Below are 26,194 nucleotides of genomic sequence, written 5' to 3' on the forward strand. Positions count from 1 at the left end.
CTATGAACGACTTCAATACGGGTGTGATCGAGGAGTTCCGGGCCAACGAGGGCCGGGTCGGCGGCATGTTCGAGGGCAACCCGAACATGGTGGTCATCACGACCGTCGGCGCGAAATCCGGGCGCGAGATCACCAATCCGCTGGTGTGCCTGCCCGACGGCGATCGGATCGTGCTGATCGCCTCCAACGGCGGCGCGGACAAGAACCCCGCCTGGTATCACAATCTGCGGGCAAATCCGGAGTTCACCGTCGAGACGGGCACCGAAACCTACCGCGCCGAAGCCGAATTCATCACCGGCGAGGAGCGCGATCGGCTCTACGCCCGGATGGTGGAGATCATGCCGGGGTTCGGTGACTACGAGCGCGCCACCACCCGTGTGATCCCGGTGATCGCCGCCAACCGCATCGCCTGAGATCGTCGGCCCGGCCGGGGTCGGAGCTGCCGCGGGCAGCGCGGTCCCGGACCGAAGCCGACCGCCCGCCGCCGGATGCCGGTGGTCACCTCTATCGTTGCTGTCCGTCGGGAACAGGCGCGGACAACAGGAGCGGGTCGGGTCATGGGTAAGAATCGGCGGCACAAGGCGGCGGCGCAGGCGCGTCGGACGGCTGCCGACCACGGGCCCGAATTCGCCGCGCTCATGGACGCCGCGACTGCCGCCGAGCCGGCGCACGCGATACTCATGGGCGCACTGGAGTCTTCGCGCGGAAACACCCGCGCCGCACGGCATTTCGCTGATGCGCTGATTCGGGACGGGGTGTTCACGCCGATTCTCGAGGAAGGCGCGCAGGAGGCGGCGCTGCAGGTACTGGCCGCCGTGTACAAGAACGGCTGGCTGCCCGAGGACATCCACCAGGCTGCCGCCCGGAACCTCGACGCGTTCGCGGTCGGCTATCTGACCGACATGATGGCCGTGCACATCGCACACTTCGCACCCGACACGATCGACCCGACGTGGCAGGTCCAGCTCGAGCAGCTCGGCGCGACCCGCTGGTGGTCCACGGGCGATCCGCATCTGCGCCAGTGGGCGGCGAAGCAGCTGCTGATCCCGGCCGAGGCGCTCACGACCGTCGTCGAGGCGGTGGGGCTGCTGTTCCGGTTGCCGAAGATGCAGCTCATCCGGCCGCTGCCCGGTGACGCGCGACCGCACGCGGTATCGCATCACGCGGTCGATGAGAAGGTGCTCGGCAAGGTGCGCGGGCTGCTCGCCAAGGCCGAGTCGACGGCGTTCCCGGAGGAGGCCGAAACCCTCTCCGCCAAGGCCCAGGAACTCATGACCAAGTACGCCATCGACCGCGTGCTGCTCGATGCCGACGCCCGCGACCCGGATCTGCCCGGGGCGCGCAGGCTGTGGCTCGAGACGCCGTACGTCGACGCCAAGGCGCTGCTGGTGGATGTGGTCGCCCAGGCCAACCGCTGCCGCGCCATCTTCTCCGCCGAATGGGGTTTCGTCGCGATCGTCGGCGACGACGCCGATCTCGACGCTGTCGAACTGCTGACCACCTCGTTGCTGGTGCAGGCGACCCGGGCGATGATCGCGAGCGGCAACGACGCCGCACGCAGCGCCGAGGCGCGCAGCCGCTCGTTCCGCAAATCGTTCCTGATCGCCTATGCCACCCGCATCGGTGAGCGACTGGCGCTGGCCAACGAGGCCACCATCGCGAAATCCGCCGAGCCCGAACGCCTGTTGCCGGTGCTGGCCTCGCATCAGCTCGCGGTCGACAACGCCTTCGACACCCTGTTCCCGACGGTGAAGTCGTCCCGGATCTCCGCGGGTAGCGCCGAGGGCTGGCAGGCCGGGCAGGCGGCGGCGGACCGCGCTCAGCTCGGAGCTCGCCGACCGATCGACAGATAGAGCGGCCGAGCCAGTTCCGCGAGGCTCAGGACGATCAGGAACCACCCGGCCAGGCCGGCCAGGTCGGTCAGTCTCTCGACTGGGCAGGTGATCATGTAGATGCCGGCCACGGTCGCCAGCACGCCCACCACCCCCTGCCAGAATCGGCCCGGTAGATCACTTTCCAGGAACACGGCCACCAGCATGCCGAGCCCCCGGAAGACCCAGAACACGCCGATCCACAGCGCCAGCAACAATGTCGAGGCGAGTTCGTGCCGGAAGCAGACCACCGCCAGCACGAGGGTGAGGATCGCCCCGATCAGCGCGAGCGCCCGCGCCACGAAATCGCGTTCGACCACCACCGCCAGGAACAGGTGCGCGCCACCGGACATGGCGAGGTAGGCGCCGAAGAGCCTGCCCACCACCGTGACGGTCGGCGCGGGCCAGAGCACGATCAGGACTCCGAACACCAGGGAGGCCACGGCGAGTGGGGAGAGGAGTCGTCCCAGATCGGGCGCGGGCGCAGCGAGCGATCCAGGGGCGGTTTGCTCGAAGTTGCCTGCCATTGATGGAGAGTAACGAAAAGGCAGGTCGATTCGGGCCGATCACAACGATGAATGTTCGTATCGTGACGGATATCCACCAGGGATTACACCGGCCGGTACCCGCACCGACGCGTGGCGACACTGACCAGAACGAGCCCGAAAGCGGATGTCGCCGAATCCGTTCCACGGCGGTGTCGCCGCCGAAGAAGTTGATCGCCGGCCGGAAAGGCGGCACTGGAACGGAATTGCCAAATAATTGCCATGAGCTTGAGAGGCTCGCCCGACCAGCACATACGGGGCGTCGTCGAATTCGGCACTTGTGTGTGACTTGGATTACCACTTATCGTGGAACGTGTTGCACCACATCGCCGTGGTCGCGGAGTCGTCCGCTGTGAGCTGGTGCATCGCGCTCAACGATGAGGAGGCGACGATGGCTCTTTCGACCACACCGGACACCGCGACCAGCGGGCAGGACTACCACGATGTCCTGCTGACTCTCTCCGAAGGGTCGGTGCAGCGCCACTTCGACCCCTACCTCGATATTCCTTGGGACGCACCGGAATTCGCGATCGACCGGAACGATCCGCGCTGGGTGCTCGCGCCGGAGATCGATCCGCTCGGTGCGACGGACTGGTATCGGAGCCTGCCGCTCGAGCGGCAGATAGAGATCGGGCGGTGGCGCATCGCCAATTCCATCAAGGTCGGAGCGGCCTTCGAGAGCGTGCTGATCCGCGGAATGATGCAGTACATCATGCAGCTGCCGAACAACTCGCCCGAGTTCCGGTACTGCCTGCACGAGATGACCGAAGAGTGCAATCACATTCAGATGTTCCAGGAGCTGGTCAATCGGATCGGCGATGACGTGCCGGGGATGCGGCCGATCTTCCGGGCGCTGTCCCCGCTCATCGGCGTCGCGGGCGGGTACGCGTGGGCGATCCTGTTCATCGGGATCCTCGGCGGCGAGGAGCCGATCGACCACTATCAGAAGGCGATCATCCGCGAGGGAGCGCACCTGCCGCCGGCGGTGGTGCGCTGCATGGAGATTCATATCGCCGAGGAGGCACGGCACATCTCCTTCGCCAACGAATTCCTCAAAGAGCATGTGCCCGCGATGAACACGGTCTATCGAACCGTGTGCGGCCTGGCCTTCCCCCTCGCCATGCGATGGCTCGCGGGCGAGATCATGGCTCCCCCACCGTCGTTCGCGCGGACGTTCGACATTCCGCGCAGCGTGATCAAGGAGGCCTTCTGGGAAGCGCCGTCCTCACGCAAGATCCTGTCGGGATACTTCGGTGATATGCGCAAGCTGGCCGGCGACATGGGGCTGATGAATCCGGTGACGCGGACGCTGTGGAAGGTGCTGCACGTGGACGGCGACGAGTCCCGCTACCGCAGCGAGCCCGAGCGGCGCACCACCCACGCGGCCTGAGCCGGTGTCCGGGGGCCGGGTTCGCCTCGGGTGAGCCCGGTCCGCGCCGTTCGGCCGTGTTCACCCCACGCCCGGTGCCGACCTTCGGACCCGCGGGCCGAGCGCACCCGCGTGAGCTGGGCCTACCGGGTCGGTTCCGATGACCGGACTGCCCGGCGCAGCGCCGTGGACCACGAGGCACTATGGCGGGGCACGGTGACATCACCGGGCTCGGTCATGGCGCAGGAGGTTCGGTGTCGGTACGCATGGGGATCAGCACCCCGGTGGTCCTGGAGATCCCGGGGCGCTCGGCCGAGTGGGAGCGCACGGCCGGGATCGCGGAGATCGCGCGCATCGCCGAGACCGCCGATCGGCTCGGCTTCGACCATGTCACGTGCAGTGAGCATGTGGCGCTGGCGACGACCACGACCTCGGGCATGCTGGGCGGATCGCGGGGAACGCGGTACTGGGATCCGCTCGCGACGCTGTCCTATCTGGCCGCGCGTACCGAGCGAATTCGACTGTGCCCCAGCGTTCTCGTGCTCGGCTACCACCATCCGCTGGCGATAGCCAAGAGATACGGAACGCTGGACACGATGAGTGGCGGCCGCGTGGTGCTCGGCGTCGGAGTCGGTACGGCGCGTGAGGAATTCGACCTGCTCGGCGCGTCGTTCTCCGATCGCGGGCGACGGGCCGACGACGCGATCGCGGCGCTGCGGGCGGCATGGGGTCGGCGCGAGCCCGAATTCAGCGGCCGCTACTACGAATTCAGCGGAATGGTGGTCGATCCGCATGCGGTGCGTGAGCGTGCCCCGATCTGGGTCGGCGGCATCAGCGACGCCGCACTCCACCGGGCCCTGACCCTCGGCGACGGCTGGATCCCCGCCGCGGTCGCACCCGAGACGCTGCGTGCGCGTCTCGCCGACCACGACCTGCCGCCGGAGTTCGACGTGGTGGTCGGCACCGCCGAGGCACTGGATCCGATCCAGGATCTCGCGTGTGCCGAGCAGATCATCGAGAGACTGGCCGACGCGGGATCGACGATCGTCCAGCCCCGGATACGGCACAAGTCGCTGGGGCACTACCTGGAACAGCTCGACGCGCTGTCCCGGCTGAGCTGCTTCGCGCGTTCGACCTGACCCGGCCGATCACACGGTCCCGACGTCGCTCACTTGGGTGAGGTGGCCGGTTTCGGGATCTGAGGTGAGTCGACCTTGTCCACCAACCAGCGGCCCTCGGTCTGCTTCAGGGTCAGTCCGACCGTCAGTTGGCCGGCGCGGGGCTGGCCCGAGGTGCCCGCGCTGGTTATGGTCTGGTTGATCGCGACCAGGGCTTTGGCGGTGCCGGGCGCGAAAGACTGTATGCCGCACTGGACGTCGGTGGCCTTGGAGGTGACCTGGCCCTGGATGAGGACCTCGCGCAGATCTTTGCTGGTGCTGTCGAACTCCTCTTTCCAATTGCCGGTCGCGCCCGCGAGCACCGTGCGGAAGTAGCCGTCGATGTCCTTGGCGTCATAGGTGGCCAGGACCGGTGCGTAGGCACAGGCCGCCTGCAATGCTTCGGCGCGAGCGTCCTCACGGTCGGTGAGGTCACCCGCCCGCAGCACGAAATGCGTTGTCACACCGGCGGCTACCAGGCACACCGCGACCGCGCCGACGACAACGGCGTGCCCGCGCAGCCACGCCCCCGCGCCACGAATACGCGATGGCGAACCGGGATCCGTCGAGGCGGCGGACGGGTCGGACGCCGCAGCCGCGGCGGCCCGACCCGTCGCGTCGGAGTCGTCGAGGACTTCAGCTCGCGCGGGCTCCGACGGGGTGTCGGTCGCGGCGGTGTCCGAGGGGGGTGTTCCGGGATCCGACTTGACGAGTTCTATTGGTGCGGAAGCTGTTTCGCTGTGATCGGTGGTGGATTTGTCGGTCATGTCGAAGGCTCCGATGAGGTAGGGGTTCGGGTCAGCGGCCCGGCAGGGGGACCGATTGTTCGTTGCCCGTGACATCGGGTGGGCGGGATGCGCCGTTGTCGGGGATGTCGGGGCGGGGGGCGTTGGCGGAGCCGCGGGTCTGGAGGCTGGGATCGCCGGTGAGGCAGTAGTTGTAGAGGCTGACGCGACCGTCGGAGACCTGGGACGGGGAGACCGGGATGGTGTCGTATTCGCAGGTGGGGCGGGGCCAGATGTCCAGGAGAGTGTTGAACGCACCATCGTGGGCCGGGACGCCGATGGCCTCGGAACCCGCACGCAGGGCCGGGAACAGCGCGGTCAGCGCGGGGGTGCGCAGGCGTGCGGCGCGGGTGATGGCGATGAAGTTGGTGACGAGATTGGTGATGGGGTCGGAGGTTTCGGCGATGACGCCGCCCAGGGTGTCGAGTTGGCCGGGGCCCTGCTCGAGCAGACGGCGGACCTCCTGGTCGGCGGCGGACAGTTGCGCGAACAACTCGCCGGAGCCGCGCACCAGGGTGGTGAGATCCGGTTGCGCGTGGCTGGTGGTCTCCGCGATCACCGACAGATTCGCGATCAACTGCCGGGTCTGGGGCAGCAGTTCGGTGAGTCCCGACATGGCGTGACTGAGTCCGCTGATCACATTGCGGAGCTTGTCCGGTCCGTCGGCCAGCGCCTTGTCCAGTTCGTTCACGATGACGGTCAGGCGTTCGGGATTGAGCCCGCCGATCAGGCCGCCGGTATTGGTCAGGAACGATTCGATGCTGACCGGGGTGCTGACCCGGGCGGCGTCGATGACGGACCCGTCCGAGAGGAATGGGCCCGAACCGGTGTCGGGGCGGAAGTCCAGGAACTGCTCCCCCGCCGCCGAGAGCCGCTGCACCACTACCGCGCTGCCGGTGGAAATCTGTGTGCCGGAATCGATGTCGAGTACCGCGAGCACACCGCTGTCGGCCAGGTCCACCGAACGGACGCTGCCCACTCGGGAGCCCCGGAAGGTGACGTCGTTGTGCGGCAGCAGGCCGCCGGAGACCGGCATCAGCACCCGGACCGCGAAGGTCCGGTGCAGCGGGTTCACCCGCATGATGTCGAGCACGAGGTAGGCGCTGCCGAGCAGCAGCATGATCACCATGCCCAGGGTGGCCAGGGTCAATCGGCGGCGGCTGGCCCATTCGCCGCCGCGCACGGCGAGGCTCGCCGCGTGTGCGGTGCCGGTATCCACCAGGCCCAGCGCGCTGAACCTTCCGCGAACCTGCTCGGGGCGCTCGGCGCTCATCGCTGCCCGCCCCGCAGTCGCTCGATCACCCGGGCGAGCACCTGCGCGAGACTGCCGATGAACGCCGGGACATCGGAGCCGTCCGGGAGTCGGCTCCCCTGCGGATCGGTGAGCGCACCGACGCTCAGGTACGAAATCTTCGCCGCGACTGCGAGGCTCGTGCCCTCCGTGGTGGCCAGCAGGGACGGATACAGGGTGTGCAGGCCCTCGAGGGTGCCCGCGAGGTTGTCACCCATCTTGGTGAAGCCCTCCATCAGCTTCTGCACGCTGTCGAACAATCCGAGAAACTGCGGTCCGGTGGTGTCGGCGAAATCGCCGAGCGCCGCCGCGGTGACCGAGACCTTTCCGGCGAGATCGGCTATGCGCTGGTTGTTTTCGGCGAGTACGCCGATCAGGGGTGGGAAGGCCTCGGCGGCCTGTCCGAGCTCGGCCTTGCGCTGATTCAGTGTCACGGTCAGGCCGTTCAATCCGACCAGGACGCCGTCGAGCTGGCCGGTCCGCTGATCCAGGGCCGAGAGCACCGAGGTGAGTTCGGTCAGCAGATGCGACAGCTGCGGTCCGCGCCCGCCGACCATCGAGTTCATCTCGGTGGTGATGCGCGCGACCTGCTCGAGCGCACCGCCACCGAGCAGCATGGCGATGGAGGACATGAGTTCCTCCACCGACGCCCCGGCCGAGGTCTGCTCGCGCGGAATGCTGTCGCCGTCGCGCAATATCTTCGTGTCGGCGTTCATTTCGGGCAGGGTCAGGGCGATGAAGATATCGCCCAGCGGGGTCGCCTGCCGCAGTTCCGCGCGGGTTCCCGCGGGCAACTGGATGTCACCCTGGATCTTCAGGTCCACCGTGGCCAGGTAGTCGACGGTGTCGAGCGCGGTGACCAGGCCGACGTCGGTGCCGCCGATCTTCACGTGCGCGCGTTCGGGCAGGTTGAGCGCATTGTCGAAGACGGCGTGCAGGGTGTAGCCGGACCCGGAGACGCCGGGCTTGGGCAAAGGGACATTGTCGACGGTGACGGCGCACCCGGCCAGGGCCGAGGTGGTCAGCACGACCGCTGCCACGCCGGCGAATCGGCGGCTCATCGAGTCAGCCCCAGGAGTGCGGCGGTGAGCCCGAAGTCGGGACCGAAATCCATCAGCCGCCCGGTTCGGCAACCGTCCGAACGCAATTGGACGCGTTCGCAGAACAGCGAGAGCAGTTCGTTGTCCAGCAACGTCTTTCCGGTCAGCAGGTGCAGGCGCAGCGCGCCCTGTTCGTTGCTGGTGGCATTGGCGTAGTTCTGGAAGAACAGCGGTGCGATGTCCACCACCTCGGTGAGCCCGCGCGAGTTGTCGCGCATCTGCTGGGTGATGGTGGTGAGCTTGCTCAGCGCGGTGGTCAGCGGGCCGCGATTGTCCGCGACGACCGAGCTGGTGTTGGTGACGAAGTCGTCGAGCTGGGCCAGCACCGCCTGCAGGCCGGGAGCCTGATCACGCAGCAGCGTCATCAATTCGGTGAGCCTGCCGCTGAAATCGCGCACGGTCTGGTCGTTGTCGGCGACGATCTGGGTGATCTCGTTGAGTTTCACAATGGTCGTGGACACCTGGTCCTTGTTCGCCATGCCGACCTCGAGCGCCGAGGACAGCGCGTCCAGGGTCTGGCGGATCTTGTCGCCGTTGCCGTCGAGCATCGGGAACAGCACGCGGCTGGCCATCGGGCCGTCGGCCGGATCGCCCTGCAGCGATTGGCCCAGCTGCTCGAAATTGCGCAGGACGCGATCGAGATCCACTGGGGTTCTGGTGCGCGCCAACGGAATATGCATGCCGTCGGTGAGCAGCGGACCGGTGCCCGTGTAGGCGGGGGTGAGCTCGACGTGGCGGTTGGTGATCAGCTGCGGGGAGATGAGCGCGGCGAGCGCGTCCTGCGGCACCTCGGTGCCGTGATCCACGCTCATGCGGACCTCGACGTACTCACCGCGCGGGGTGATGGCATCGACCGTGCCGACCGGCAGGCCGAGTACCGCCACCTCGTTGCCGACATACAGTCCCGCGACGTTCTCGAAGTCGGCGCTGAAATGGATCCGGCCGCCGCGCACCGAGTCCGCCAGCGAGGTGAACGCCTGCGGCAGTGCACAACCCGCGCCGAGCAGCGCCACCGCGGCCAGTACGGTCAATTGGAGCAAGACACGCATCCGGGTCCTCATCTGCAGTCCTGAACGGCGTTGGGCAGGCACAGCCAGTTGTCCGGGAAGATCCACGGCAGGTAGATGTCGCCATAGGGTCCGTTGCCGAACGCATTGTTGAACTGGCGCAATGTCACCGGCATGACCTGGTACAGCCGGTCCAGGTTCTCCTTGTTCTTGGTGAGACCGTCGGACATGGTGTTCAGGTTCTCGATCAGCGGCCCGAGTTGCCCGCCGTTCTCCACGCCCATGTCCCGCAGGGCTTTCGAGACCGAGGCGATATTGTCCAGCAGCTGACGCAGCAGATCCTGGCGACTGGACACCGCGTCACCGATGGCCTGACCTCGGGTGAGCAGCAGGAGAACGCTGTTCTGGTTGTCGGCCACCAGCTGGGACACCTGACCCATGTTCTTCAGCAGCGAGTCGACCTCGTCGCGGCGGTCGCTGATGATCTTTGCCAGCGCGCCGACGCTGTCCAGGGCCTGCGCGGTCAGCTTCGGCGAATCACCCAGCTGCTGCCCGACCGCGTCGAGGGATCTGCGCAGCAGCTCCGGATCCAGGCGCTCGAGGTGTTCGAAGGAGTTCTTGTAGGTCGGATCGTTCACGACCTTGGCCAGGTTGTACGGAACGGTGGTGTGGTCCAGGCGAATTCGTCGCTGCGGCAGCCCCGATCCGGTGCCCGGGGTCAGCGCGATGTGCATCTTGCCGAGAATCGTCGACATCTTGATGTCGGCGCGAGCGTCCGCTCCGAGCTCGACCGAGCGGTCCACCGCCATCTCGACCAGGATGTGCCCGTTCTCGATGCGCGCGGATTCGACCGTGCCGACCTGGATTCCGGACATGTCGACGCTGTCGCCCGTCCGCAGTCCGGCCGCCTGCGCGAACTCGCCGTACACGGTGGATTCGCCCAGGTGCAGGCGGGTCACGATGCCGGAGCCCAGCAGCAGCGCGAGGATCGCCCCGCCCACTCCGACGCCCAGCCACCAGTGCCGGTTCTGCGAGAAGCCGGGAACGGCGGCCCACATGCGCGACAGGCGCGGGAGCCCGAACCGTTCGAGCCCGCGATCGAACCGGGTGCGGAATCGTTCCATCATCGGCACACCTCCGAATGACTGTTGCCGCCGACCTGTGGCAGCAGTCCCGGGGGCAGCAGGACACCCCACAGCGACACGTCCAGCGAGCAGATATAGGAACTGATGTACGCGCCGTTGCCGCTGATCCGGGCCAGGCCCGCGAGCACGAAGGGCAGTTCCGAGGCCGCCGTGTCGAGCCGCGCCCCATTGGACAGCAGCAGGTTCACCCCGGTGGTGGCCTCGGCCTGGGCGCGCGCCATTCCCGGCTTCACCCGCAGGATCAGATCGGTGAGCGAGGTGGTGGAGGTCGCGGCCTGGGTGACGGCGTTCTTCAGCGTCTCGCCCTCCGCATACAGGCCGCTGACGAGGGCATTGGATTGCGCGATCAGGGTTTCCAGTTCGGTACTGCGATTGGCCAGACCGGCGACCACACCGCTGAGGTTGGTGATGACGTCACCGAGGATCTGATCGCGCAGCTGGAAGGTCGAGGCCAGGCCGGCGGCCTGAGTGATCAAGGCGCTCAGCGATACTCCGTCACCCTGCAGCGCCTGCACCAGGGTCTGCGAGAGCGAATTGACCTGATCGGGTTGCAGCAGGCTGAACAGCGGTTCGAAGCCGGAGAGCAGAGTCGAGACGTCGAAGGAGGATTCGGTGCGCTCGAGCGGGATGGTGGCGCCCGGGGGCAGCGGCTCACCACCGGGGGGACCCGACAGCTCGACGTAGCGCTGCCCGATCAGGTTCTGATACCGGATGAGTGCCTTGGTCGCCGGGTAGATCGACTGTCGGGCACGCACTTGCACGACGACGCGCGCATTGCGGCCGGAGTCGAATCCGATGGCGTCGACCCGGCCCACCCGCACGCCGGCCACGCGAACGTCGTCTCCGACGCGCAGGCCGAGCACATCGTGGAAGGTCGCCGCGTACTTGTGCGTGTCCCCCGGAACCGAGCGCTGCAGGGTCGACCAGATCGTGTAGGTGGCGATCACCGAGGCCAGCACGAAGACCGCGAAACCGAGTGTGGCGGAACGATTCTTCATCGGTTCGCCCCTTCCGGGGTGGGTGCGAGCGTCACGGAGCCGCCGGTCAGCGCGGCACCGAGCAGCAGCGACTGCGCGGCGTTGGGTTTCCCGCCGGTCAGGGCGCTGACCGCGTCGGGTCCGCTCAGCATGATCGGCGCCGAGGCGGGCTGGGCCTGGCCGGGCAGCGTGAACGGCAGGGTCGGCAGGCCCGGGATCGTGGGCAGTCCGGGGACGCCCGGCGCCGCCACCGGGTCGCGCGGTCCGACCGCGCCGGGCTGAAGCTGTGCCGGAAACTCCTGCGCCGGGGCTGTTTCCGGCACGGTTCCGGCACGGCAGCGCGGTCCGGTGAGATCGCCGTAGCGCGGGCAGTCCGCCGCCGTGTACTGGGTGAACGGCGTGAAGGTCACATCGATGCTCCAGACCATCTGCTTGCCCGGACCCCAGCTGAAGACCGAGGCCAACCGGCTCAGGGCGGTGTTGAGATTGCCGATCGCGAAGGCGATGGCGTCCGGGTCGGCGGCCAGCGCACCGAAGGTCTGATCCAGTCCGACCACCAATTCCTTTCCGGAGTCGGGGTTCCGGGCGAAGAGGGCGTTGGTGGTGTCGAGTGCGGAACCGGCCGAGGTGAGCAGTGCGACGAGGTTCGCGCGCCGATCGACCAGCGTGCGGGCCGAGGTCACCGACTGGTTCAGCGCGTCGATCAGGTCCGGCGCGGACCGGCTCACCGCCGAGGCGGCGAGTCCGAGATTGCCCAGCAGGTCACCGACCCCGGGCACCGCGTGCACCTCGGTGACCCACTGATCGAGCCGCTCGATGGTCGAACCCGGCACTCGCGCACCGGGATCGAGCGCGTCGGCCAGGGTGCCGAGCACGTGGCCGAGCTTCTCGGGCTGGATGTTCGCCAGCACCGTGCGCAGCGTGGTCAGGGTGGTCTGCAGTTCGGCGGTGCCGCGGCTGGTGTCCTGGGCGATCCTCGCTCCGGCGCGCAGGCCGCGCGGGCCCGCGCCGTTGTCGACCAGTTCCAGCGCGGTGACGCCGAAGATATTGGCGGGAATCACGCGGGCGGTCACGGTGCTGGGAATAGCCTCCGCGGCAGCGGATTTCAGTTCGATGCGCACATCCTGACGGCGTCCCTTCGCGGCGATGTCCACCGAATGCACGGTCCCGACCAGCATCCCGCGGAACTTCACGTCCGCCCGGGCGGGCAGGCCGTCGCCGGTGCTGGTCATCACCGCCACCACCCGGACGGTGTCGTCGAACGCCCCCTGAAATCGCAAGGCGGACAGCCCGAGTACGACCGCGAAGGCCGTGAGCACGGCGAGTCCGATCAGGCCCAGCCGTCGCACGGACGGCCCCCGCCCGCTCGGATCCAGATTCATTGTCATGGTGTGTGTTCCGTCTACCCGGAGATGCGGATGCCGGGGTCGATGCCCCAGATCGTCATGGTGAGAAGCAGATTGGCGAAGACGACCGCGATGATGGTCACCTTGATCGCCCGGCCGGCGGCCACGCCGACGCCCTCGGGTCCGCCGGCCGCGACGAATCCGTAGTAGCACTGGATGAAGGTGGCCAGCAGCGTGAACGCCACCACCTTGAGCACCGAGTACACGACATCGGCGCTGTCGAAGAACTGATGGAAGTAGTGGTCGTAGGTGCCCGCGGTGGTGCCGCCCAGGAGCAGCACGGTGAGCTTGGTGGTGATGTACGCGGTCGCCAGGCCCACCGCGTACAGCGGCAGGGTCGCCACCACGGCGGCCAGCATGCGCGTGGTCACCAGGAACGGAAGCGGCCGGATGGCAATGGATTCCAGCGCGTCGATCTCCTCGGAGATGCGCATGGAACCGAGCTGCGCGGTGAACCGGCATCCGGCCTGCGCCGCGAACGCCAGGGTCGCCAGCAGCGGCGCGAGCTCCCTGGTGGTCGCGAAGCCGGAGATCGCTCCGGTCAGCGGGCTCATGGTCAGCAGATCCAGCGCGGTATGCGATTCCATGCCGACGGTGGTGCCGCCGAAGCCACACAGGATCACCACCACGCCCGCGGTGCCGCCGCCCACCACCAGCGAGCCGTTGCCCCAGGTGACATCGCTGATCAGCCGCAGCACTTCCTTGCGGTAGTGCCGCAGCACGAACGGAATCGCCGCGAGCGCGTTGAAGAACACCATGGCCTGATGTCCCAGACGGACCGGGATCCGGGTCGGACCGCGCAGCGCGGTGCGCAGCCGCTGCGCCGGGCGGAGCACGGGCGGAACGTAATTCGCCATCTCAGAGCACCTTCGAGGGCATGACGGTGTTGTAGATCTGGGTGATGATGACGTTGACCCCGAACAGGATGATCGCGGAACTCACGACCGCGGAATTGACCGAATTGGCGACGCTGGCCGGGCCGCCCTTGGTGTTGAGCCCGGTATCGCAGGCGATGATCGCGGTCAGCGCGCCGAAGACCATGGCCTTGAACACCGCCACCGCCAGATCCGCCGCGACCGCGAAGGACGCGAACGTGCTGATGTAGGACCCCGGGGTGCCGGACTGGATGTAGACGTTGAACAGATATCCGGTGGCGAAGCCGATGAACACGACGAACCCGCACAGCAGCATGCTGACCAGTACGGCGGCCGCGAGCCGGGGCGCGACGAGTCGCCGGATCGGGTCCACGCCCATCACCTTCATGGCATCGATCTCCTCGCGGATGGTGCGGGAGCCCAGGTCCGCGCACATCGAGGAGCCGACCGCGCCGGCGATCATCAGCGAGGTCACCAGGGGCGCACCCTGGCGGATGATGCCCAGGCCGTTCACCGCGCCGATGAAGGTGGTCGCGCCGACCTGGCTCACGAGCGAGCCGACCTGGACCGCGACCACCACCGCGATGGGGATGGCCACCAGCAGTGTCGGGATGGCGGCGACATTCGCCATGAAGGCGCACTGGCGAATGAACTCGCCGTAGGGAAAGCGCCGCCGGATCATCGAGGTGACGAGTTCGGCGCCCGCGCGCCCGGCCATCACGGTCTGGCGGCCCAGCGTCTCGACCGACCGTTGCGGATGGTCCCGCCAGTACGCGAGCGCGGTGCGGACGACCCGGTCCCGGTCCGCTCGACGTGCCCGAATCTTGGCCGCAGCCTCGGACGATCTCGCCGCGGCCTCGGTTGATGTCACTGTGTCGCCTCCCCAGAGCAGCACGCCCCCATTTTTTACGCGAACGTAGAACTTCTTTTCTACGCTCGCGTAGAGTTAGTGGATGAGACAGTACCAAGGTGTGACCCAGGTCGCTACCATTCCTGCGAGATGATTCCCGAGTGACCGTGCAGAAGAAGTCGGCTGGCGTCTGGCAGATCGCACCCCCGCACCCCGCCACGCCCCCGCGTCGGCGCAACGCACCGCGCCTGCCACCGGACGAGCGTCGCACCCAATTACTCGACGCCGCGCTGCGCGTGGTGGGTCGCGACGGCCTGGCTCAACTCACCATGCAATCGGTGGCCAAGGAGGCCGGGGTCGCCAAGCCGGTGCTCTACGCGCTGTATCCGACCGCGCCCGAACTGGTCGCCGCCCTGCTGCGCCGCGAACACGCGCGCGGTATGGCGCAGGTGCTCGGCGCGATGCCGACCGATCTGCGCCGAGCCGATCCCGACGCCGAATTCATCGGCGCGGCAATGGGATTCCTGGAGGCGGTCTACGCGGACCCGATGCGCTGGCGGCTGATCCTGGTGCACGCGGACGGTGCGCCGTCCGATTATCGCGAGGTGCTCACCGCCGCGCGTGATCAATTGCTCGCGCGCTGTATCGAACTGCTCGCGGTCGGCATCCGGGTGCGCGGCGGCCCCGAGGACGCCGATATCGAACTCATCGGCACCGCCATGCTCGGGTTCATCGAGGTGCTGGGCCGCATGGTGCTGTCCAATCGCCAGCAGTTCCCACCGGAGCGGTTGCGCTCGACCGTGCGCGCCCTGCTGCGCACCATCCCCCGGGCGTCGGACTCGACAGCGCCGGTGGCATCGGAGGACTCCGCCTGATCGATCGAGAGATCAAGGCGGAGTTCGTATTCCGATGGTTGACCGAATTGTCGGTGCGCGCTTTGTCGGCCGCGCCCGATAACACCCGACTTCGAGAACCTTCGGCGTTGCTACCGTGCGGTCCCGTAGCGGACACCGCCACACCGAATTTCGCAATTCGACTCGCGGCACGGTGTCGCCGATGAATTCCGATCGGCACCGCGCAGTCGATTAACGAGGATTTCGAGTACGTCGCGGCAGCGAACCGAAACTCGCATATCAGCGACGCCCGAAGGCACGTGCACCGGCAATGCGCATACCGAGCCGATGAGACGCGACGAATGGCGGGACAGTGTGCGCCGCAGCGCGACTCGCCGAGCGCGACACACAGACCGCACGGTATTTAAAATACCATATGCCGGTTTTGACTGATACGCGAATCGGCCCGGAGTCGGCCCGAACGGAACGCTCCGCGGCCTACGGGCTGCCGGATCCCGCCTGGCAGAAGGGTGCGCAGGTGCTCGGCGCGGTGGGCGCGGGGGCGGGTCCGTGATCGAAATGCGCCGTACTGACGATAATCATCAGTACTATTGCGACAAATACGACTGCGGCGCCGGCGCGAAGGAAAGTCGCCCAGTCGAGTCGGCGGAAACCGACCACCGAGGTGCCATCGGCGGCGGTCATGAACCAACCGTCCGGATTTGCGTTGTAGACCTGATCTTGGGCATCGACAGCCCAGCCGTATACCAAAGTGGGAGGCAACAGCCTCATCCCCATTTCTGAACCGGATAGTGTCATGAGCATGACCGCGGATCAGCGTACGCCGAGTAATTCCCGATAGCTATAGGCATATTTTCCGTTCACCGCGCGCCTGTCACACGAGCGGCCATCCGTCGGCCATTCTGTCGAACGAGGGTGCCGCAGAGGGAATCCGACAATACGGAAGGCGGTGGGAAATGCGCGTAGTGGCCGAGGTGCTGGTGGGCCTGCTCGCGGCGTTGCACATCTACATCCTGGTGATGGAGATGTTCCTGTGGACCGCGCCGCGCACTCGCGTCGCATTCGGGATGACTCCGGAATACGCGGACTCGACCAAGGTGATGGCCGCCAATCAGGGCCTGTACAACGGGTTTCTGGCCGCGGGACTGATCTGGGGCGTGATCGCGTCGGACCCGGTCGGCCATGCGGCACAGGTGTTCTTCACCGCGTGCGTGGTGGTGGCCGGACTCTACGGCGGCGCGACGGCGAGCCGGCGGATCCTGCTGGTGCAAGCCCTGCCCGGCGCCGTCGCATTGGGGGCGGTGCTGCTCGCCGGATAGGCGGCCCACACGAAATCCATTGCAGCCGACTGGTTACGGCGACGACCCGAGGGAGCGAATATGGCAGCAAGAATTTCGTCGGCACTGGCCGGACTGGACGCGATTCGCGGCGATCTGGCCGATTTCTATCGGGATCTGCACGCGCATCCCGAATTATCCGATCAGGAACACCGCACCGCGGCCGAAGTCGCCAAGCGCGCAACGGATCTGGGCTATGAGGTGACCTCCGGCGTGGGCGGGACCGGCGTGGTCGCGGTGCTCGCCAACGGGTCCGGTCCGACGGTGCTGCTGCGCGCGGACTTCGACGCGCTGCCCATCCAGGAGGACACCGGGCTGCCGTACGCGTCCACCACCGACGGGGTCATGCACGCCTGCGGGCACGATATGCACACCACCTGCCTGATGGGCGCGCTGAAACTGCTCGCGGACGCCCGATCCACCTGGTCCGGAACGATCATGGCGATGTTCCAGCCCGCCGAGGAGACCGGCCGAGGCGCGCAGGCCATGGTCGACGACGACCTCTTCGCACGTTTCGGCCGACCCGATATCGTGCTCGCCCAGCACACCGCGCCGTTCCCGGTCGGCCTGGTCGGCGGGCACGCCGGCACCGCCGCGGCCGCGACGGACGCACTGCGCGTGGTGATCCACGGCAAGGGCGGTCACGGTTCCCGCCCCGAGGCGACCGTCGATCCGGTGGTCATCGCCGCCTCGACCGTCATGCGCTTGCAGACCATCGTGTCTCGCGAGATCGCCGCGGACGACGCGGCCGTGGTGACCGTCGGTTCGATGCGCGCGGGCACCAAGGACAACATCATTCCCGACGACGCGGAGATCCAGCTCAATATCCGCACCTTCACCTCCCAGACCCGGGAGAAGGTGGTGGCCTCGGTGCATCGCATCGTGAAGGCGGAAGCGGCCGCCGCCGGTGCGGAATGGGAACCCGATATCTCGGTCATCGACGAGTTTCCGGTCATGGTCAACGATGCCGATGCCATGGCGAAGACCCTGGCGGCCTTCGGTGACGTCCTGGGCACGGACCGGGTCTTCGACCCGGGTCGCATCACCGGCAGCGAGGACGCCGGCAATTTCGCCACCGCCGCCGGAGTTCCGCTGTGCTACTGGATGTTCGGCGTCCTGGACCCCGAACAGTTCGGCGACGGAGTCGATCCCGTGCAGGTGGTGCGCGACATGCTCAGCGGCAAGATCGATCTCAAGAAGGTGCCCGGTCCGCACACCGCCGGCTACGCCCCGGTCGTGGAGCCCAGTATCACCACGGGGGTCACGGCCATGACCACCGCCGCGCTCACCTGGCTCGGCGCTTCCTGAATCGGCGGTAGGAGACTCGGCCCCCGCGGGAGTTCGGCGTCGCGGGGCCGAGTTCGTCGCGCTCCCGGTGGATCGTGTCCCGGCGCGGCGGATCGGTCAGAAGAATTCGTCGAGGAGGCGGTAGTAGTCGATCCGCCAGGGGTCCGCCTCGGTGCGGTCCCGGACCGACTCGGACAGTTCCGCGCCGAAGGCGGGGTTGAGGTCGGTGTCCTCGAGCGAGCGGGTGAGCAGGGCCAGATCGAGATGACGATCGGCGACGCCGAGTCGGCCCACGTCCAGAATCCCTGTCACCGTGAGGGTTCCGGGATCGAGGAACACGTTCGGGAGGCAGAAGTCGCCGTGGCAGATCGCGAGGTCGCCGATCTCGAGAACTTCGGCGCGGCCGCGGTCGGCGGCCAGGGCCAGCAGTAGCTGCTCGGCGGTCGAGCCGAATCGGCACTCGTCGAGGTCGTCCTCGTCGACGAGCCCGCTCGCCGCGTTCATCGCCGCCGCCGGGACCGTGACGGCGAGGGTTCGATCGAAGGGGCACTCGCGCACGGGAAGTGCGTGCAGCGACTCCAGGAAACCGACGAGCGCCTTCACCGCGACGCGCACATCGGCGGCGGGGACTTCGCTCGCCGGAATCCCGGGCAGCGTCGAGGTCACCAGGGTGGCGGTGGTGTCGTCCTCGTTCCAGTCCAGCACGCGCGGCGCGGCGATCGGGCCGGTGGCGAGCCAGAGCAGTCGATCGCGCTCCGCGATCAGCTCGTCGCGGCTCGCGGGAGCCGCGACGGATTTGGCGTGACTGCGTCCGTCCGGACTCCGCCGCACGGTCGCCCCGCTGCACCCCGAGGTCACCGATTCCCACTCACCCACCGGGCCAGTCTGCCAGGCCGACCCGAACAGCGGGCCGAGCCACCGATCGCAGAGCGACTTCGGCGGCCGTCAACCGCGCAGCACCAGCTGGACGAACCCCTGCAGCGCGGCATCGATCGGATGCGGCTGTGGCCTGCCCGTAGCGTCGAAACGGTTCCAGCGCTGCAGGTTCACCGCCAGGGACAGTTGCCGTGTGGTGTCGGCGCTGGTCAGGGAGAACGCGCCGCCGCCCCATACCGAACCGTCATGGCCCCAATAGGTTCCGTGGCCGGGGACCTGTGTGCGCTGCAGGCCCAGACCGTAGTCCAGGATCTTGCCCTCGAAGGAGACGACCGGGACCGTGCGCTGCATTTCCGCCAGGGAGTCGCGGCTGATGATCTCACCGGACAGCAGCAGGCCGAAGAAGCGGTTCAGGTCCGACATCGTGGTGATCAGCGACGCCGCCGGGCCCACGAAGGACATGTCGTAGACGCTGTAGTCCCGGGGCGGATCGATCATGCCGAACCACGATTCGTAGTGCCGGGAATGCGATCCGTGAACACGCGGGCCGTCCGGGAACTCGGTGTCGGGCAAACCGGCGCGTTCGATGACCGCGCGGGTGATGCGCTTCTCCGCCGAACTGCCGGTGACCGATTCCAGAAGTTGGCACAGGAGTAGGTAATTGGTGTTGGAGTAGGTGCCCGGCGTGCTGCCCGGGGCTCCGGTCGCGGGCGCGGCGACGCCCATGGCGATCAGGTCCGTCGCGTGGAACTCGGTGTACCGATTGTCCTCCAGGCTCGCCGGGGTGGTTTTCGCCACGTCCGGGAAGGCCGCGAGCGAGGAGTAGGCATAGGGCAGGTATTCGGCCAGGCCGCTGGTGTGGTCGATCAGCATGCGGACGGTGATCGCCGCGCCGCGCTCACCCGGGACCAGCCGGGGCAGATAGTGGCCGATGGGTGTGTCGAGGTCGATATCGCCCCCGTCGACCAGTTGCAGCACGGCGGCGGCGGTGAACGTCTTGGTGATGCTGCCGACGCGGTGTCGCATGTCGGCGGTGACGGGGCGGGCGGTGTCGGTGTCGGCGACTCCGGCTGCGCCGCACCAGATTCGGTCGTGGTCGCGGACCTCGGCGAAGACTCCGGGAACGCCCGCGAGATGGACGGCTTCCAGAGCGGTCTGCAGGGTGCCGGGATCGAGTGTGATGGTCATGGGCATCACTATCGGCCGGGCGGCACCGCCGCGTATTGGACGAATCTTCCCCACGCCCGATGCCGGTATCGCGCGATGGGAGGCAGGTAGGAGGCCCTCAGCGCCCCCGGCGTGCGAGCGGCGAAGGCGGACACGTCTCGGCACAGGTGCGCCTGATCGCTGTACCCGCAGTCGAGGGCGACGTCGGCAGCGGGACGGCCCGAGACCAGACCGTCCACGGCGGAACGGAATCGGACCAGCATCGCCGCGCGCTTGGGCGTCAGGCCGATCTGGGATTCGAACCGCGACCACAGCCGTTTGTGACTCCATCCGACCGAGTCCGCGAGCTCGCCGATCCTCACCCTGCCACCGGAGTCCAGTATTCGGCTCCAGCCGGCCAGCACCTCCGGATCCGGTGTCCGCGTCGGCCTCTCACACTGCGCCAGAAACGTTTTCGTCAGTGCGAAGCGCTCGTCCCAGGTGCTGCCCGCGGCGAGTTGCTCGCGTAGCCGCCGCGCCCGCTCACCCCAGAGGTCTTCGAGTGCGACCGCGCCCCGGCCCAGATCCGATGCCGCGATCCCCAGCATCGAATACGCCCGCGTCGGTGACATGCGAACCTCGACGCATCGCACCCGTTCACCGCGCACGTGCATCGGCTCGACCGGAAGTCCGGCGACGAAACCGCCGAGTGCGCGGCGCCCGTCGGCGTCCTCCACGCTCAGTCCGCGCTCCCCGAATTCGATCAGGACGGTGACCACCGCGGCTCCGGCGACCCGCAGATCCAAGCCCGAATCACCCGTATAGCCCATATCGCCGTAGCCGATGATCGCGGCGTCCAGGGGTGCGGCCAGGACCGGCCCCGCGAAATCCCATCGCGCATCGGTCCGGTGGTCGTCGGCTTCCACCCGTTCAGGCTACGGAATCGCGGAGGTGCCGACATCGCTCGACGTCGAGCAGGCCCGGCGGGTCGAAGGTGGTCCGGGCCGGGGCCGGGCGGCACACTGGGGGGATGGAGATCACATCGGCGGTGGGGGCGATTCTCGGCGCCTTCGGGCTGTCGGGCGCGGCCGGACTCAATGCCTGGTTGCCGCTGTTGGTGGTGGGTTTCGCGGACCGATTCGGATGGGTCGATCTCGGGAGTTCGTACGGATGGCTATCGTCGGCTCCGGCGCTGATCGGGATCGGGGTGGTGTTCCTGCTGGATCTGGTGGGCGACAAGATCCCCGCGGTGGACTCGGTGATTCACGCGATCGGGACCGTGGTGGCTCCCACCTCCGGCGCGATTCTCTTCGCGGCCGAGTCGAGTGTGTCCTCGAATCTCTCGCCGGGGGTCGCGGCGATTCTCGGGGCGATCACGGCGGGCAGCGTGCATGCCGGGCGGGCGGTGGCGCGGCCGTTCGTGACGGGAACGACTGCGGGCGTAGGGAATCCGGTGGTCTCGACCGCGGAGGACGGGACCTCGCTCGCGCTGACGATTCTGGCGCTGGCGGTGCCGATCGTGGCGTTCCTGGCGGTGTTGATTCTGCTGATCGGTCTGGGGTGGTTGGCGTTTCGCGCTCGGCGGTGGATGCGGCGGCGGAGAGCGCGCCGGGAGCTCGCGCCGAACTCCGACGAGAGCTGACGCTCCCGCGTGGTCGGCTGCCTCCATCCCACTTACCGCCACATATGTAGTACTCTATTCGAAGTGATTTGAATCGAGGTTCTATCTGAGGAGTGGTGTCACGTGGTTCGCACGAACCCCGAACGCCGGCAGGCCCTGCTGGACGCGTCCATCGAGGTGCTCGCCCGGGAAGGGGCGCGCGGGCTGACCTTCCGGGCGGTGGACAAGGAGGCGGCGGTACCGGCGGGGACCGCCTCCAATTACTTCGCCAATCGCGATCAGCTGCTGGTCCAGGTCGGGCACCGCTACTACGAGCGGTTGATCCCGGACGAGGACACCATGAACAAGCTGCAGGGCGAGCGCTCCCGCGCGACCGTCACCGAACTCATGACCGAGATCGTCGAGCGGGTCTCGGAATTCCGGACCGGCTATCTCGCGATCCTCGAACTGCGGCTCGAAGCCACCCGGCGACCCGAACTGCAGGCGCTGCTGACCGAACGGGTCCAGGCCGACCTCGACTTCAATGTCCGCAATCACCTGGACAACGACATGCCCGGGGACCGGGACACCGTGGTGATGCTCTACCTAGCGCTGAACTGGCTGATTCTCGAACGCCTCACGCTGCCGGGCATTTTCGACGAGAAGCGCGCCGCCGAACTGGTGGCGACGATCGTGGAACGGGCGATCCCCGCCACCGCGCCCGGCAACGGCTGACGGGGGCGCGGGGCGTCAGCTCTCGGCAGGTGCGGCCGAAGCTGGAGCGGCGGGCGAGGATTCAGGTGTGGGCTGCGCGGCGGGGGTGGTCTCGGGTGAGGCCGCAGTGGGCGCGGCCGAGGGCTGAGCGCCGGGTGTGGGGGCGTCTGCGGCGGCCGCGGTCGACGGCTGGGCAGCGGGAGCGGGAGCGGGGGCGGCTCCCCCGGCCTCGGCCAGGCTCGCGATTCGCGTCTTGATCGCATCGGCGTTCGCGCCGCGGTAGGTGTCGATCACCTTCTCGCCCACCATGAATCGCAGGGTCGGGGCGGCGATGATGCCGGACTCCTTCATGAAGGCCTTGGTCGCGTCCTCGGCGTGGGAGAAGTGGAAGACGTCCACGACCCCGGAGTAGGCGGGGGCGAGCTCGTCGAGCCTGGCCTTCGCCTCGGCGCTGGTCGGTGATCCGGTGGCGAACAGCGCGACGATCCTGCGGTTCTCCGCGACGGCCTTATCGAATTCGGCGTTCCCGCTCTCGACCATTGGTGGCTCCCGATCCGCTGCGCGTGCGTGCCGGGCGGTCGCCGGGCACCCCTGCAATCCTGACCCGGAGTCTCGAACCCGGTCAACCCGATCGGTTCTCGGCGGCCGCAACGCGCCACGACAGTGGAGGTCACCGGGTGTGTCGGTGCCCGCTGCCAGACTCTCGGACATGCGATGGGCGGTGGCCGAGACCGGCGACGGAGGCGCGCGGCTGTGTCCACTCGATCAGGACGGGCGGCCCGCCGGGGAGGTGCTGTGCGAACCGTCGCTCGCCGAGGCGGTGCGCTCGCGACCGGAGGTCGAGCGCTGGGTGTGGCGATCGACCGGGGAGATCTATCGGCGGTTGCTCGCGGCCGGAGTGCGGGTCGAGCGCTGCTACGACGTGGAGGCGGCCGAATCGCTCCTGATCGGGCACGAGGAGGGGCAGTCGGGGCAGGCTCGATCGCTGGCGGCGGCATGGGCACGGCTGCACCGGCTTCCGGTGCCGCCGGACGCGCCGGCGCGGGCCGCCGAGACTCAGCCGTCGCTGTTCGAATCGGGTCCGGTGCCGTTGCCTTCGGGAACCGACGACTTCACCGCGCTGCTCGAGGTCTATGCGGGGCAGGTGGCTCGCACGGCGAAGACCGAGCATCCGGAGCGGATGCGGATGCTGCTGGCCGCGGAGTCGGCGGGCATGCTGGTGGCCGCGGAGATGTATCGCGCGGGAATCCCCTGGCGGGCCGATGTGCACCGGGAGTTGCTCGACACCATGCTGGGCGAACGGATTTCGGGCGGAACCGAACCGCGACGGCTGGTGGAGCTGGCCGAGGAGGTGTCGCGAGCCTTCGGGGTGCGGGTGCGGCCGGATCTGCCCAACGAGATCATCAAGGCGTTCGGGCGGGCGGGAATCCTGTTGTCCTCCACCCGGAAATGGGAACTGCAGGAGGTCGAACATCCGGCGGTGGCGCCGCTGCTGGCGTACAAATCGCTGTACCGGCTCTACACCGCGCACGGGTGGTCCTGGCTCGAGCAGTGGGTGCACGACGGGCGGTTCCGGCCCGAATACGTGCCGGGCGGAACGGTGACCGGGCGCTGGACCACCAATGGCGGTGGGGCGCTGCAGATTCCCAAGGTGATCCGCCAGGCCATCCGCGCCGATCCGGGTTGGCGGCTGGTGGTCGCGGACGCCGATCAGATGGAACCGCGTGTGCTGGCGGCGATCTCACGCGATCCGGGGCTGATGGAGGTGGCCGGGCGCGGTGAGGATCTGTACGCGGATCTGGCGGCCCGCGCGTTCGGCGGCGACCGGGCGCAAGCCAAGATCGCGATGCTGGGGGCGATCTACGGGCAGACCTCCGGCGACGCGCTCACCCATATGGCGGAGCTGCGCCGACGCTATCCGGCGGCCGTGGCGTATGTCGACAGCGCGGCCCATGCCGGAGAGGAGGGACGGCTGGTGCGCACCTGGTTCGGGCGAACCTGCACGCCCGCAACCTCATCCGACTCCGCCGACGACGGGGAGAGCCGGCCGCTCGACTACGGGACACCCCGTGCCCGGGCCCGGGGTCGCTTCACCCGCAATTTCGTCGTGCAGGGCAGCGCCGCGGACTGGGCGCTCCTGGTCCTGGCGGGGCTGCGCCAGGCGATGAGCCAGGCCGGGCTGCGCGCGGAGCTGGTGTTCTTCCAGCACGACGAGGTGATCGTGCACTGCCCGGAGGCGGAAGCGGCCACCGTGGCCGAATTGATCGCCGCCGCAGGCGATACCGCCGGACGACTGGCCTTCGGCCCCACCCCGGTCCGATTCCCCCTCACCACCGCCATCGTGGAGTGCTACGGCGACGCCAAGTAGATCCGGTGCCGCGTATCGAGAGCGGTCGCCAGGTATCGAAAACGGTCGCAGCGGTCCGAAAGCATTAGCAGCGGCACGAGAGCGGGCGCGGCGGCTCCGTCCGGCCATGGTCCGGCCTCGACAGGCGCGACCTGGTAGCAGGTGCGGCTCAGCGCACCGATCGAGTGATGTGGCACGGACGAGCCCTGCCCCTCCCTTCCACGCCCTTCACCTCAGCGCTATCGCACGGCCCCGCGCATGTGGATGGGCGCGCATGCGGTGCGCGGGGTGGCCGGGCGTTCGAACGCGACATCCTCGCCCGACACTGCCGCCTGCGAGATCAGACGGACGAGCCCGCCCTACTTCGACGCCCTTCACCTGAGCGCTATCGCGCGGCCCCGCACATGTGGGTGGGCGCGTATACGGTGCGCCGGGTGGCCGGGCGGTCCAACGCGACACCCTCGCCCGGCACTGCCTCCTGCGAGATCAGTTGGGGGGTAGCTTTTTTCGAGTGTTCGCGGCTCGGCGTTCGAGGCCCTGCAGGTGCCGTTCGGCGCGGTGGCGGGTTTCCCGTGTGGAGCGTTCTTTGGAGAGGGTGAAGCGGCGTTCGTCTTCCGCGTGGGCGAGATCGGCTCGGAGGGCGGATATTCGGGAGTCGAGATCGGCCAGGGCTGCGGCAGCGGCGTCGTGGGCCTGCTGTGCGGAAAGTGCGGCGGCACGGGAGGATTCGAGGTCGGCCAGGAGTTCCTCCAGCTCCCGGCGGAGTTCGAGATCAGGGTCGGGTGTCTCGGCGGGCGGGTGGGCGTCGGCTCGGCGCGAGGTGCGCGTCGGGCGGGAATTCGCGGCGGTCGGCGTTTCGTTGGTGCGCGGAGTGTCCTCGGTGCGCGAGGTTCTCCCGGCTGCCGGGATTTCCTCGGTGCGCCGGGCTTCCCCGGCCGCCGGGGATTGCCCCGCGCGGCGAGGGGCTTGGTGGGCGCGCGAAGTTCCGGCTGGAGATGGTTCGGTCTTGTCCGGGGTGCTGGGGACCGCGATGAGACCCGCGGGGCCGAAGCCGTCGTAACTTGCCGCGGCGGTGAGGGTTCCGGTGCGGAGCTGCTCGGCTACGGCCGGGTCGGCGAGGGCGGCCTGCAGGGTGCTGCCGATGTCCCGGAGCACCGATTCGGTGAGGCGAGGGCCGTGTGCGGCGGCCAGATCGGCGGCTTTGCGCACGAGGGCGGTGATCACCTGCTGCCGCTGGGTCGAGAGTGCGCGCAGCTGCTCCCCCGACAGCCGCCGCTGCGCCTCCCGCAGGGCGTCACCGAGGCTCAGCAGCGCGCGCACCTCCTGCGCGTCCGCACGAGCCAGCAGGTTGACCGCCCACGCCGCCACCGTCGGCCGCCGCAACTTCCCGATCGCGGTCGCCAATCCCTTGTCTCCGGCATCGCGTGCCTGGCGCGCCCGCTCGGTCCGCACGGCCACGAACTCCCCCGGCGTCCTCCCGTAGAGCTCGTCGACAACCTCCTCGAGCGTCATACCACCCCACCCTACGAGCGTGCGGCCATCACCCGCGGCTCCCCCGCCGAACCGGCCGCCGCGCCGTACCCGGCCACCCCGGCCGAGCCCGAGCCGCGGTTCAGGTGCGCAGGTCGGCGTTGAGGCGGGCGGCTTGGCGGGTG

The 26,194-nt window shown here is 68.3% G+C and carries 26 protein-coding genes; 11 read left to right on the forward strand and 15 right to left on the reverse strand.

The genetic code is table 11. The features are described from left to right. The first annotated feature begins 2 nt into the window (after positions 1-2). Together NJ1_RS33035 and NJ1_RS33040 are read left to right on the forward strand one after the other, a co-directional pair. Positions 3-413 carry a nitroreductase/quinone reductase family protein gene (locus NJ1_RS33035; protein ID WP_067702586.1) on the forward strand — a complete coding sequence of 137 codons (411 nt, stop codon included), beginning with the start codon at positions 3-5 and terminating at the stop codon, positions 411-413. Positions 414-557: 144 nt separating this feature from the next. Continuing rightward, positions 558-1,853 carry a DUF2786 domain-containing protein gene (locus tag NJ1_RS33040; protein ID WP_067702589.1) on the forward strand — a complete coding sequence of 432 codons (1,296 nt, stop codon included), beginning with the start codon at positions 558-560 and terminating at the stop codon, positions 1,851-1,853. Here NJ1_RS33040 and NJ1_RS33045 read toward each other — a convergent pair. Further along, positions 1,820-2,398: an HdeD family acid-resistance protein gene (locus tag NJ1_RS33045; protein WP_084479101.1), complete on the reverse strand. Its 579-nt coding sequence runs from the start codon at positions 2,396-2,398 to the stop codon at positions 1,820-1,822. The genes NJ1_RS33040 and NJ1_RS33045 overlap by 34 nt on opposite strands. A gap of 409 nt (positions 2,399-2,807) precedes the next feature. Here NJ1_RS33045 and NJ1_RS33050 point away from each other — a divergent pair, with 409 nt between their 5' ends. Together NJ1_RS33050 and NJ1_RS33055 are read left to right on the forward strand one after the other, a co-directional pair. Next, a complete protein-coding gene (locus tag NJ1_RS33050) occupies positions 2,808-3,806 on the forward strand; it encodes an AurF N-oxygenase family protein (RefSeq protein WP_067702667.1) in 999 nt (332 codons plus the stop codon). A gap of 245 nt (positions 3,807-4,051) precedes the next feature. Beyond that, on the forward strand, positions 4,052-4,924 hold the full coding sequence (locus tag NJ1_RS33055) for a TIGR03619 family F420-dependent LLM class oxidoreductase (RefSeq protein ID WP_067702593.1): 873 nt from the start codon (positions 4,052-4,054) through the stop codon (positions 4,922-4,924). A gap of 29 nt (positions 4,925-4,953) precedes the next feature. Here NJ1_RS33055 and NJ1_RS33060 read toward each other — a convergent pair whose 3' ends face one another. The 9 genes from NJ1_RS33060 to NJ1_RS33100 are packed head-to-tail and all read right to left on the reverse strand — an operon-like array spanning position 4,954 to position 14,351. Then, a complete protein-coding gene (locus tag NJ1_RS33060; protein ID WP_067702596.1) occupies positions 4,954-5,709 on the reverse strand; it encodes an Rv1363c family protein in 756 nt (251 codons plus the stop codon). Between the two features lie 31 nt (positions 5,710-5,740). Continuing rightward, the gene (locus tag NJ1_RS33065; RefSeq protein WP_084479102.1) at positions 5,741-7,000 is read right to left on the reverse strand and encodes an MCE family protein; all 1,260 of its coding nucleotides are present in this window, start codon (positions 6,998-7,000) and stop codon (positions 5,741-5,743) included. Further along, entirely contained in the window at positions 6,997-8,079 is a 1,083-nt protein-coding gene (locus NJ1_RS33070; protein WP_067702599.1) for an MCE family protein, read from the reverse strand. The genes NJ1_RS33065 and NJ1_RS33070 overlap by 4 nt, the downstream gene beginning before the upstream one ends. Beyond that, on the reverse strand, positions 8,076-9,167 hold the full coding sequence (locus tag NJ1_RS33075) for an MCE family protein (RefSeq protein WP_245717688.1): 1,092 nt from the start codon (positions 9,165-9,167) through the stop codon (positions 8,076-8,078). Before NJ1_RS33075 ends, NJ1_RS33070 begins: the two co-directional genes overlap by 4 nt. A gap of 8 nt (positions 9,168-9,175) precedes the next feature. Then, positions 9,176-10,252, reverse strand: a complete 1,077-nt coding sequence (locus NJ1_RS33080; protein ID WP_339381227.1) for an MCE family protein — start codon at positions 10,250-10,252, stop codon at positions 9,176-9,178. Continuing rightward, entirely contained in the window at positions 10,249-11,268 is a 1,020-nt protein-coding gene (locus NJ1_RS33085; protein ID WP_067702605.1) for an MCE family protein, read from the reverse strand. The genes NJ1_RS33080 and NJ1_RS33085 overlap by 4 nt, the downstream gene beginning before the upstream one ends. Beyond that, entirely contained in the window at positions 11,265-12,635 is a 1,371-nt protein-coding gene (locus tag NJ1_RS33090; RefSeq protein ID WP_339381228.1) for an MlaD family protein, read from the reverse strand. The genes NJ1_RS33085 and NJ1_RS33090 overlap by 4 nt, the downstream gene beginning before the upstream one ends. A gap of 14 nt (positions 12,636-12,649) precedes the next feature. After that, positions 12,650-13,510, reverse strand: coding sequence for an ABC transporter permease (locus NJ1_RS33095; protein WP_067702611.1), 861 nt, complete (start codon positions 13,508-13,510; stop codon positions 12,650-12,652). Between the two features lies 1 nt (position 13,511). After that, positions 13,512-14,351, reverse strand: coding sequence for an MlaE family ABC transporter permease (locus NJ1_RS33100; RefSeq protein WP_067702676.1), 840 nt, complete (start codon positions 14,349-14,351; stop codon positions 13,512-13,514). Positions 14,352-14,539: 188 nt separating this feature from the next. On the opposite strand from NJ1_RS33100, the gene NJ1_RS33105 reads away from it, so the two are divergent. The 4 genes from NJ1_RS33105 to NJ1_RS33115 all read left to right on the forward strand — a co-directional run bounded on the left by NJ1_RS33105 (position 14,540) and on the right by NJ1_RS33115 (position 17,877). After that, the gene (locus NJ1_RS33105; protein ID WP_169813237.1) at positions 14,540-15,253 is read left to right on the forward strand and encodes a TetR/AcrR family transcriptional regulator; all 714 of its coding nucleotides are present in this window, start codon (positions 14,540-14,542) and stop codon (positions 15,251-15,253) included. 394 nt (positions 15,254-15,647) lie between these two features. After that, on the forward strand, positions 15,648-15,785 hold the full coding sequence (locus tag NJ1_RS40285; protein ID WP_218025297.1) for a hypothetical protein: 138 nt from the start codon (positions 15,648-15,650) through the stop codon (positions 15,783-15,785). A gap of 403 nt (positions 15,786-16,188) precedes the next feature. Next, a complete protein-coding gene (locus NJ1_RS33110) occupies positions 16,189-16,551 on the forward strand; it encodes a DUF1304 domain-containing protein (RefSeq protein ID WP_067702614.1) in 363 nt (120 codons plus the stop codon). A 60-nt stretch (positions 16,552-16,611) separates the two neighbouring features. Continuing rightward, entirely contained in the window at positions 16,612-17,877 is a 1,266-nt protein-coding gene (locus NJ1_RS33115; RefSeq protein WP_067702617.1) for an amidohydrolase, read from the forward strand. A 96-nt stretch (positions 17,878-17,973) separates the two neighbouring features. Here the strand turns inward: NJ1_RS33115 and NJ1_RS33120 are convergent, their stop codons facing one another. The 3 genes from NJ1_RS33120 to NJ1_RS33130 all read right to left on the reverse strand — a co-directional run bounded on the left by NJ1_RS33120 (position 17,974) and on the right by NJ1_RS33130 (position 20,804). Then, positions 17,974-18,732, reverse strand: a complete 759-nt coding sequence (locus NJ1_RS33120; protein WP_084479105.1) for an aminoglycoside 3'-phosphotransferase — start codon at positions 18,730-18,732, stop codon at positions 17,974-17,976. Between the two features lie 69 nt (positions 18,733-18,801). Then, positions 18,802-19,920, reverse strand: a complete 1,119-nt coding sequence (locus NJ1_RS33125) for a serine hydrolase domain-containing protein (RefSeq protein ID WP_067702683.1) — start codon at positions 19,918-19,920, stop codon at positions 18,802-18,804. Between the two features lie 8 nt (positions 19,921-19,928). Continuing rightward, on the reverse strand, positions 19,929-20,804 hold the full coding sequence (locus NJ1_RS33130) for a helix-turn-helix domain-containing protein (RefSeq protein ID WP_245717689.1): 876 nt from the start codon (positions 20,802-20,804) through the stop codon (positions 19,929-19,931). Between the two features lie 104 nt (positions 20,805-20,908). Here NJ1_RS33130 and NJ1_RS33135 point away from each other — a divergent pair, with 104 nt between their 5' ends. After that, entirely contained in the window at positions 20,909-21,520 is a 612-nt protein-coding gene (locus tag NJ1_RS33135; protein WP_067702623.1) for a DUF4126 domain-containing protein, read from the forward strand. Positions 21,521-21,622: 102 nt separating this feature from the next. Continuing rightward, positions 21,623-22,213 (forward strand): TetR/AcrR family transcriptional regulator, encoded by a 591-nt coding sequence (locus tag NJ1_RS33140; protein WP_067702626.1) that lies wholly within the window; start codon positions 21,623-21,625, stop codon positions 22,211-22,213. A gap of 15 nt (positions 22,214-22,228) precedes the next feature. On the opposite strand, the gene NJ1_RS33145 is transcribed toward NJ1_RS33140, so the two are convergent. Continuing rightward, on the reverse strand, positions 22,229-22,732 hold the full coding sequence (locus NJ1_RS33145) for a thioredoxin family protein (RefSeq protein ID WP_067702629.1): 504 nt from the start codon (positions 22,730-22,732) through the stop codon (positions 22,229-22,231). Between the two features lie 169 nt (positions 22,733-22,901). On the opposite strand from NJ1_RS33145, the gene NJ1_RS33150 reads away from it, so the two are divergent. Beyond that, on the forward strand, positions 22,902-24,560 hold the full coding sequence (locus tag NJ1_RS33150; protein ID WP_067702632.1) for a bifunctional 3'-5' exonuclease/DNA polymerase: 1,659 nt from the start codon (positions 22,902-22,904) through the stop codon (positions 24,558-24,560). A gap of 465 nt (positions 24,561-25,025) precedes the next feature. On the opposite strand, the gene NJ1_RS33155 is transcribed toward NJ1_RS33150, so the two are convergent. After that, on the reverse strand, positions 25,026-26,051 hold the full coding sequence (locus NJ1_RS33155) for a hypothetical protein (RefSeq protein ID WP_067702635.1): 1,026 nt from the start codon (positions 26,049-26,051) through the stop codon (positions 25,026-25,028). Positions 26,052-26,194 lie beyond the last annotated feature (143 nt).

This window comes from Nocardia jejuensis NBRC 103114, from assembly GCF_001613145.1.
Lineage (GTDB): Bacteria > Actinomycetota > Actinomycetes > Mycobacteriales > Mycobacteriaceae > Nocardia > Nocardia jejuensis.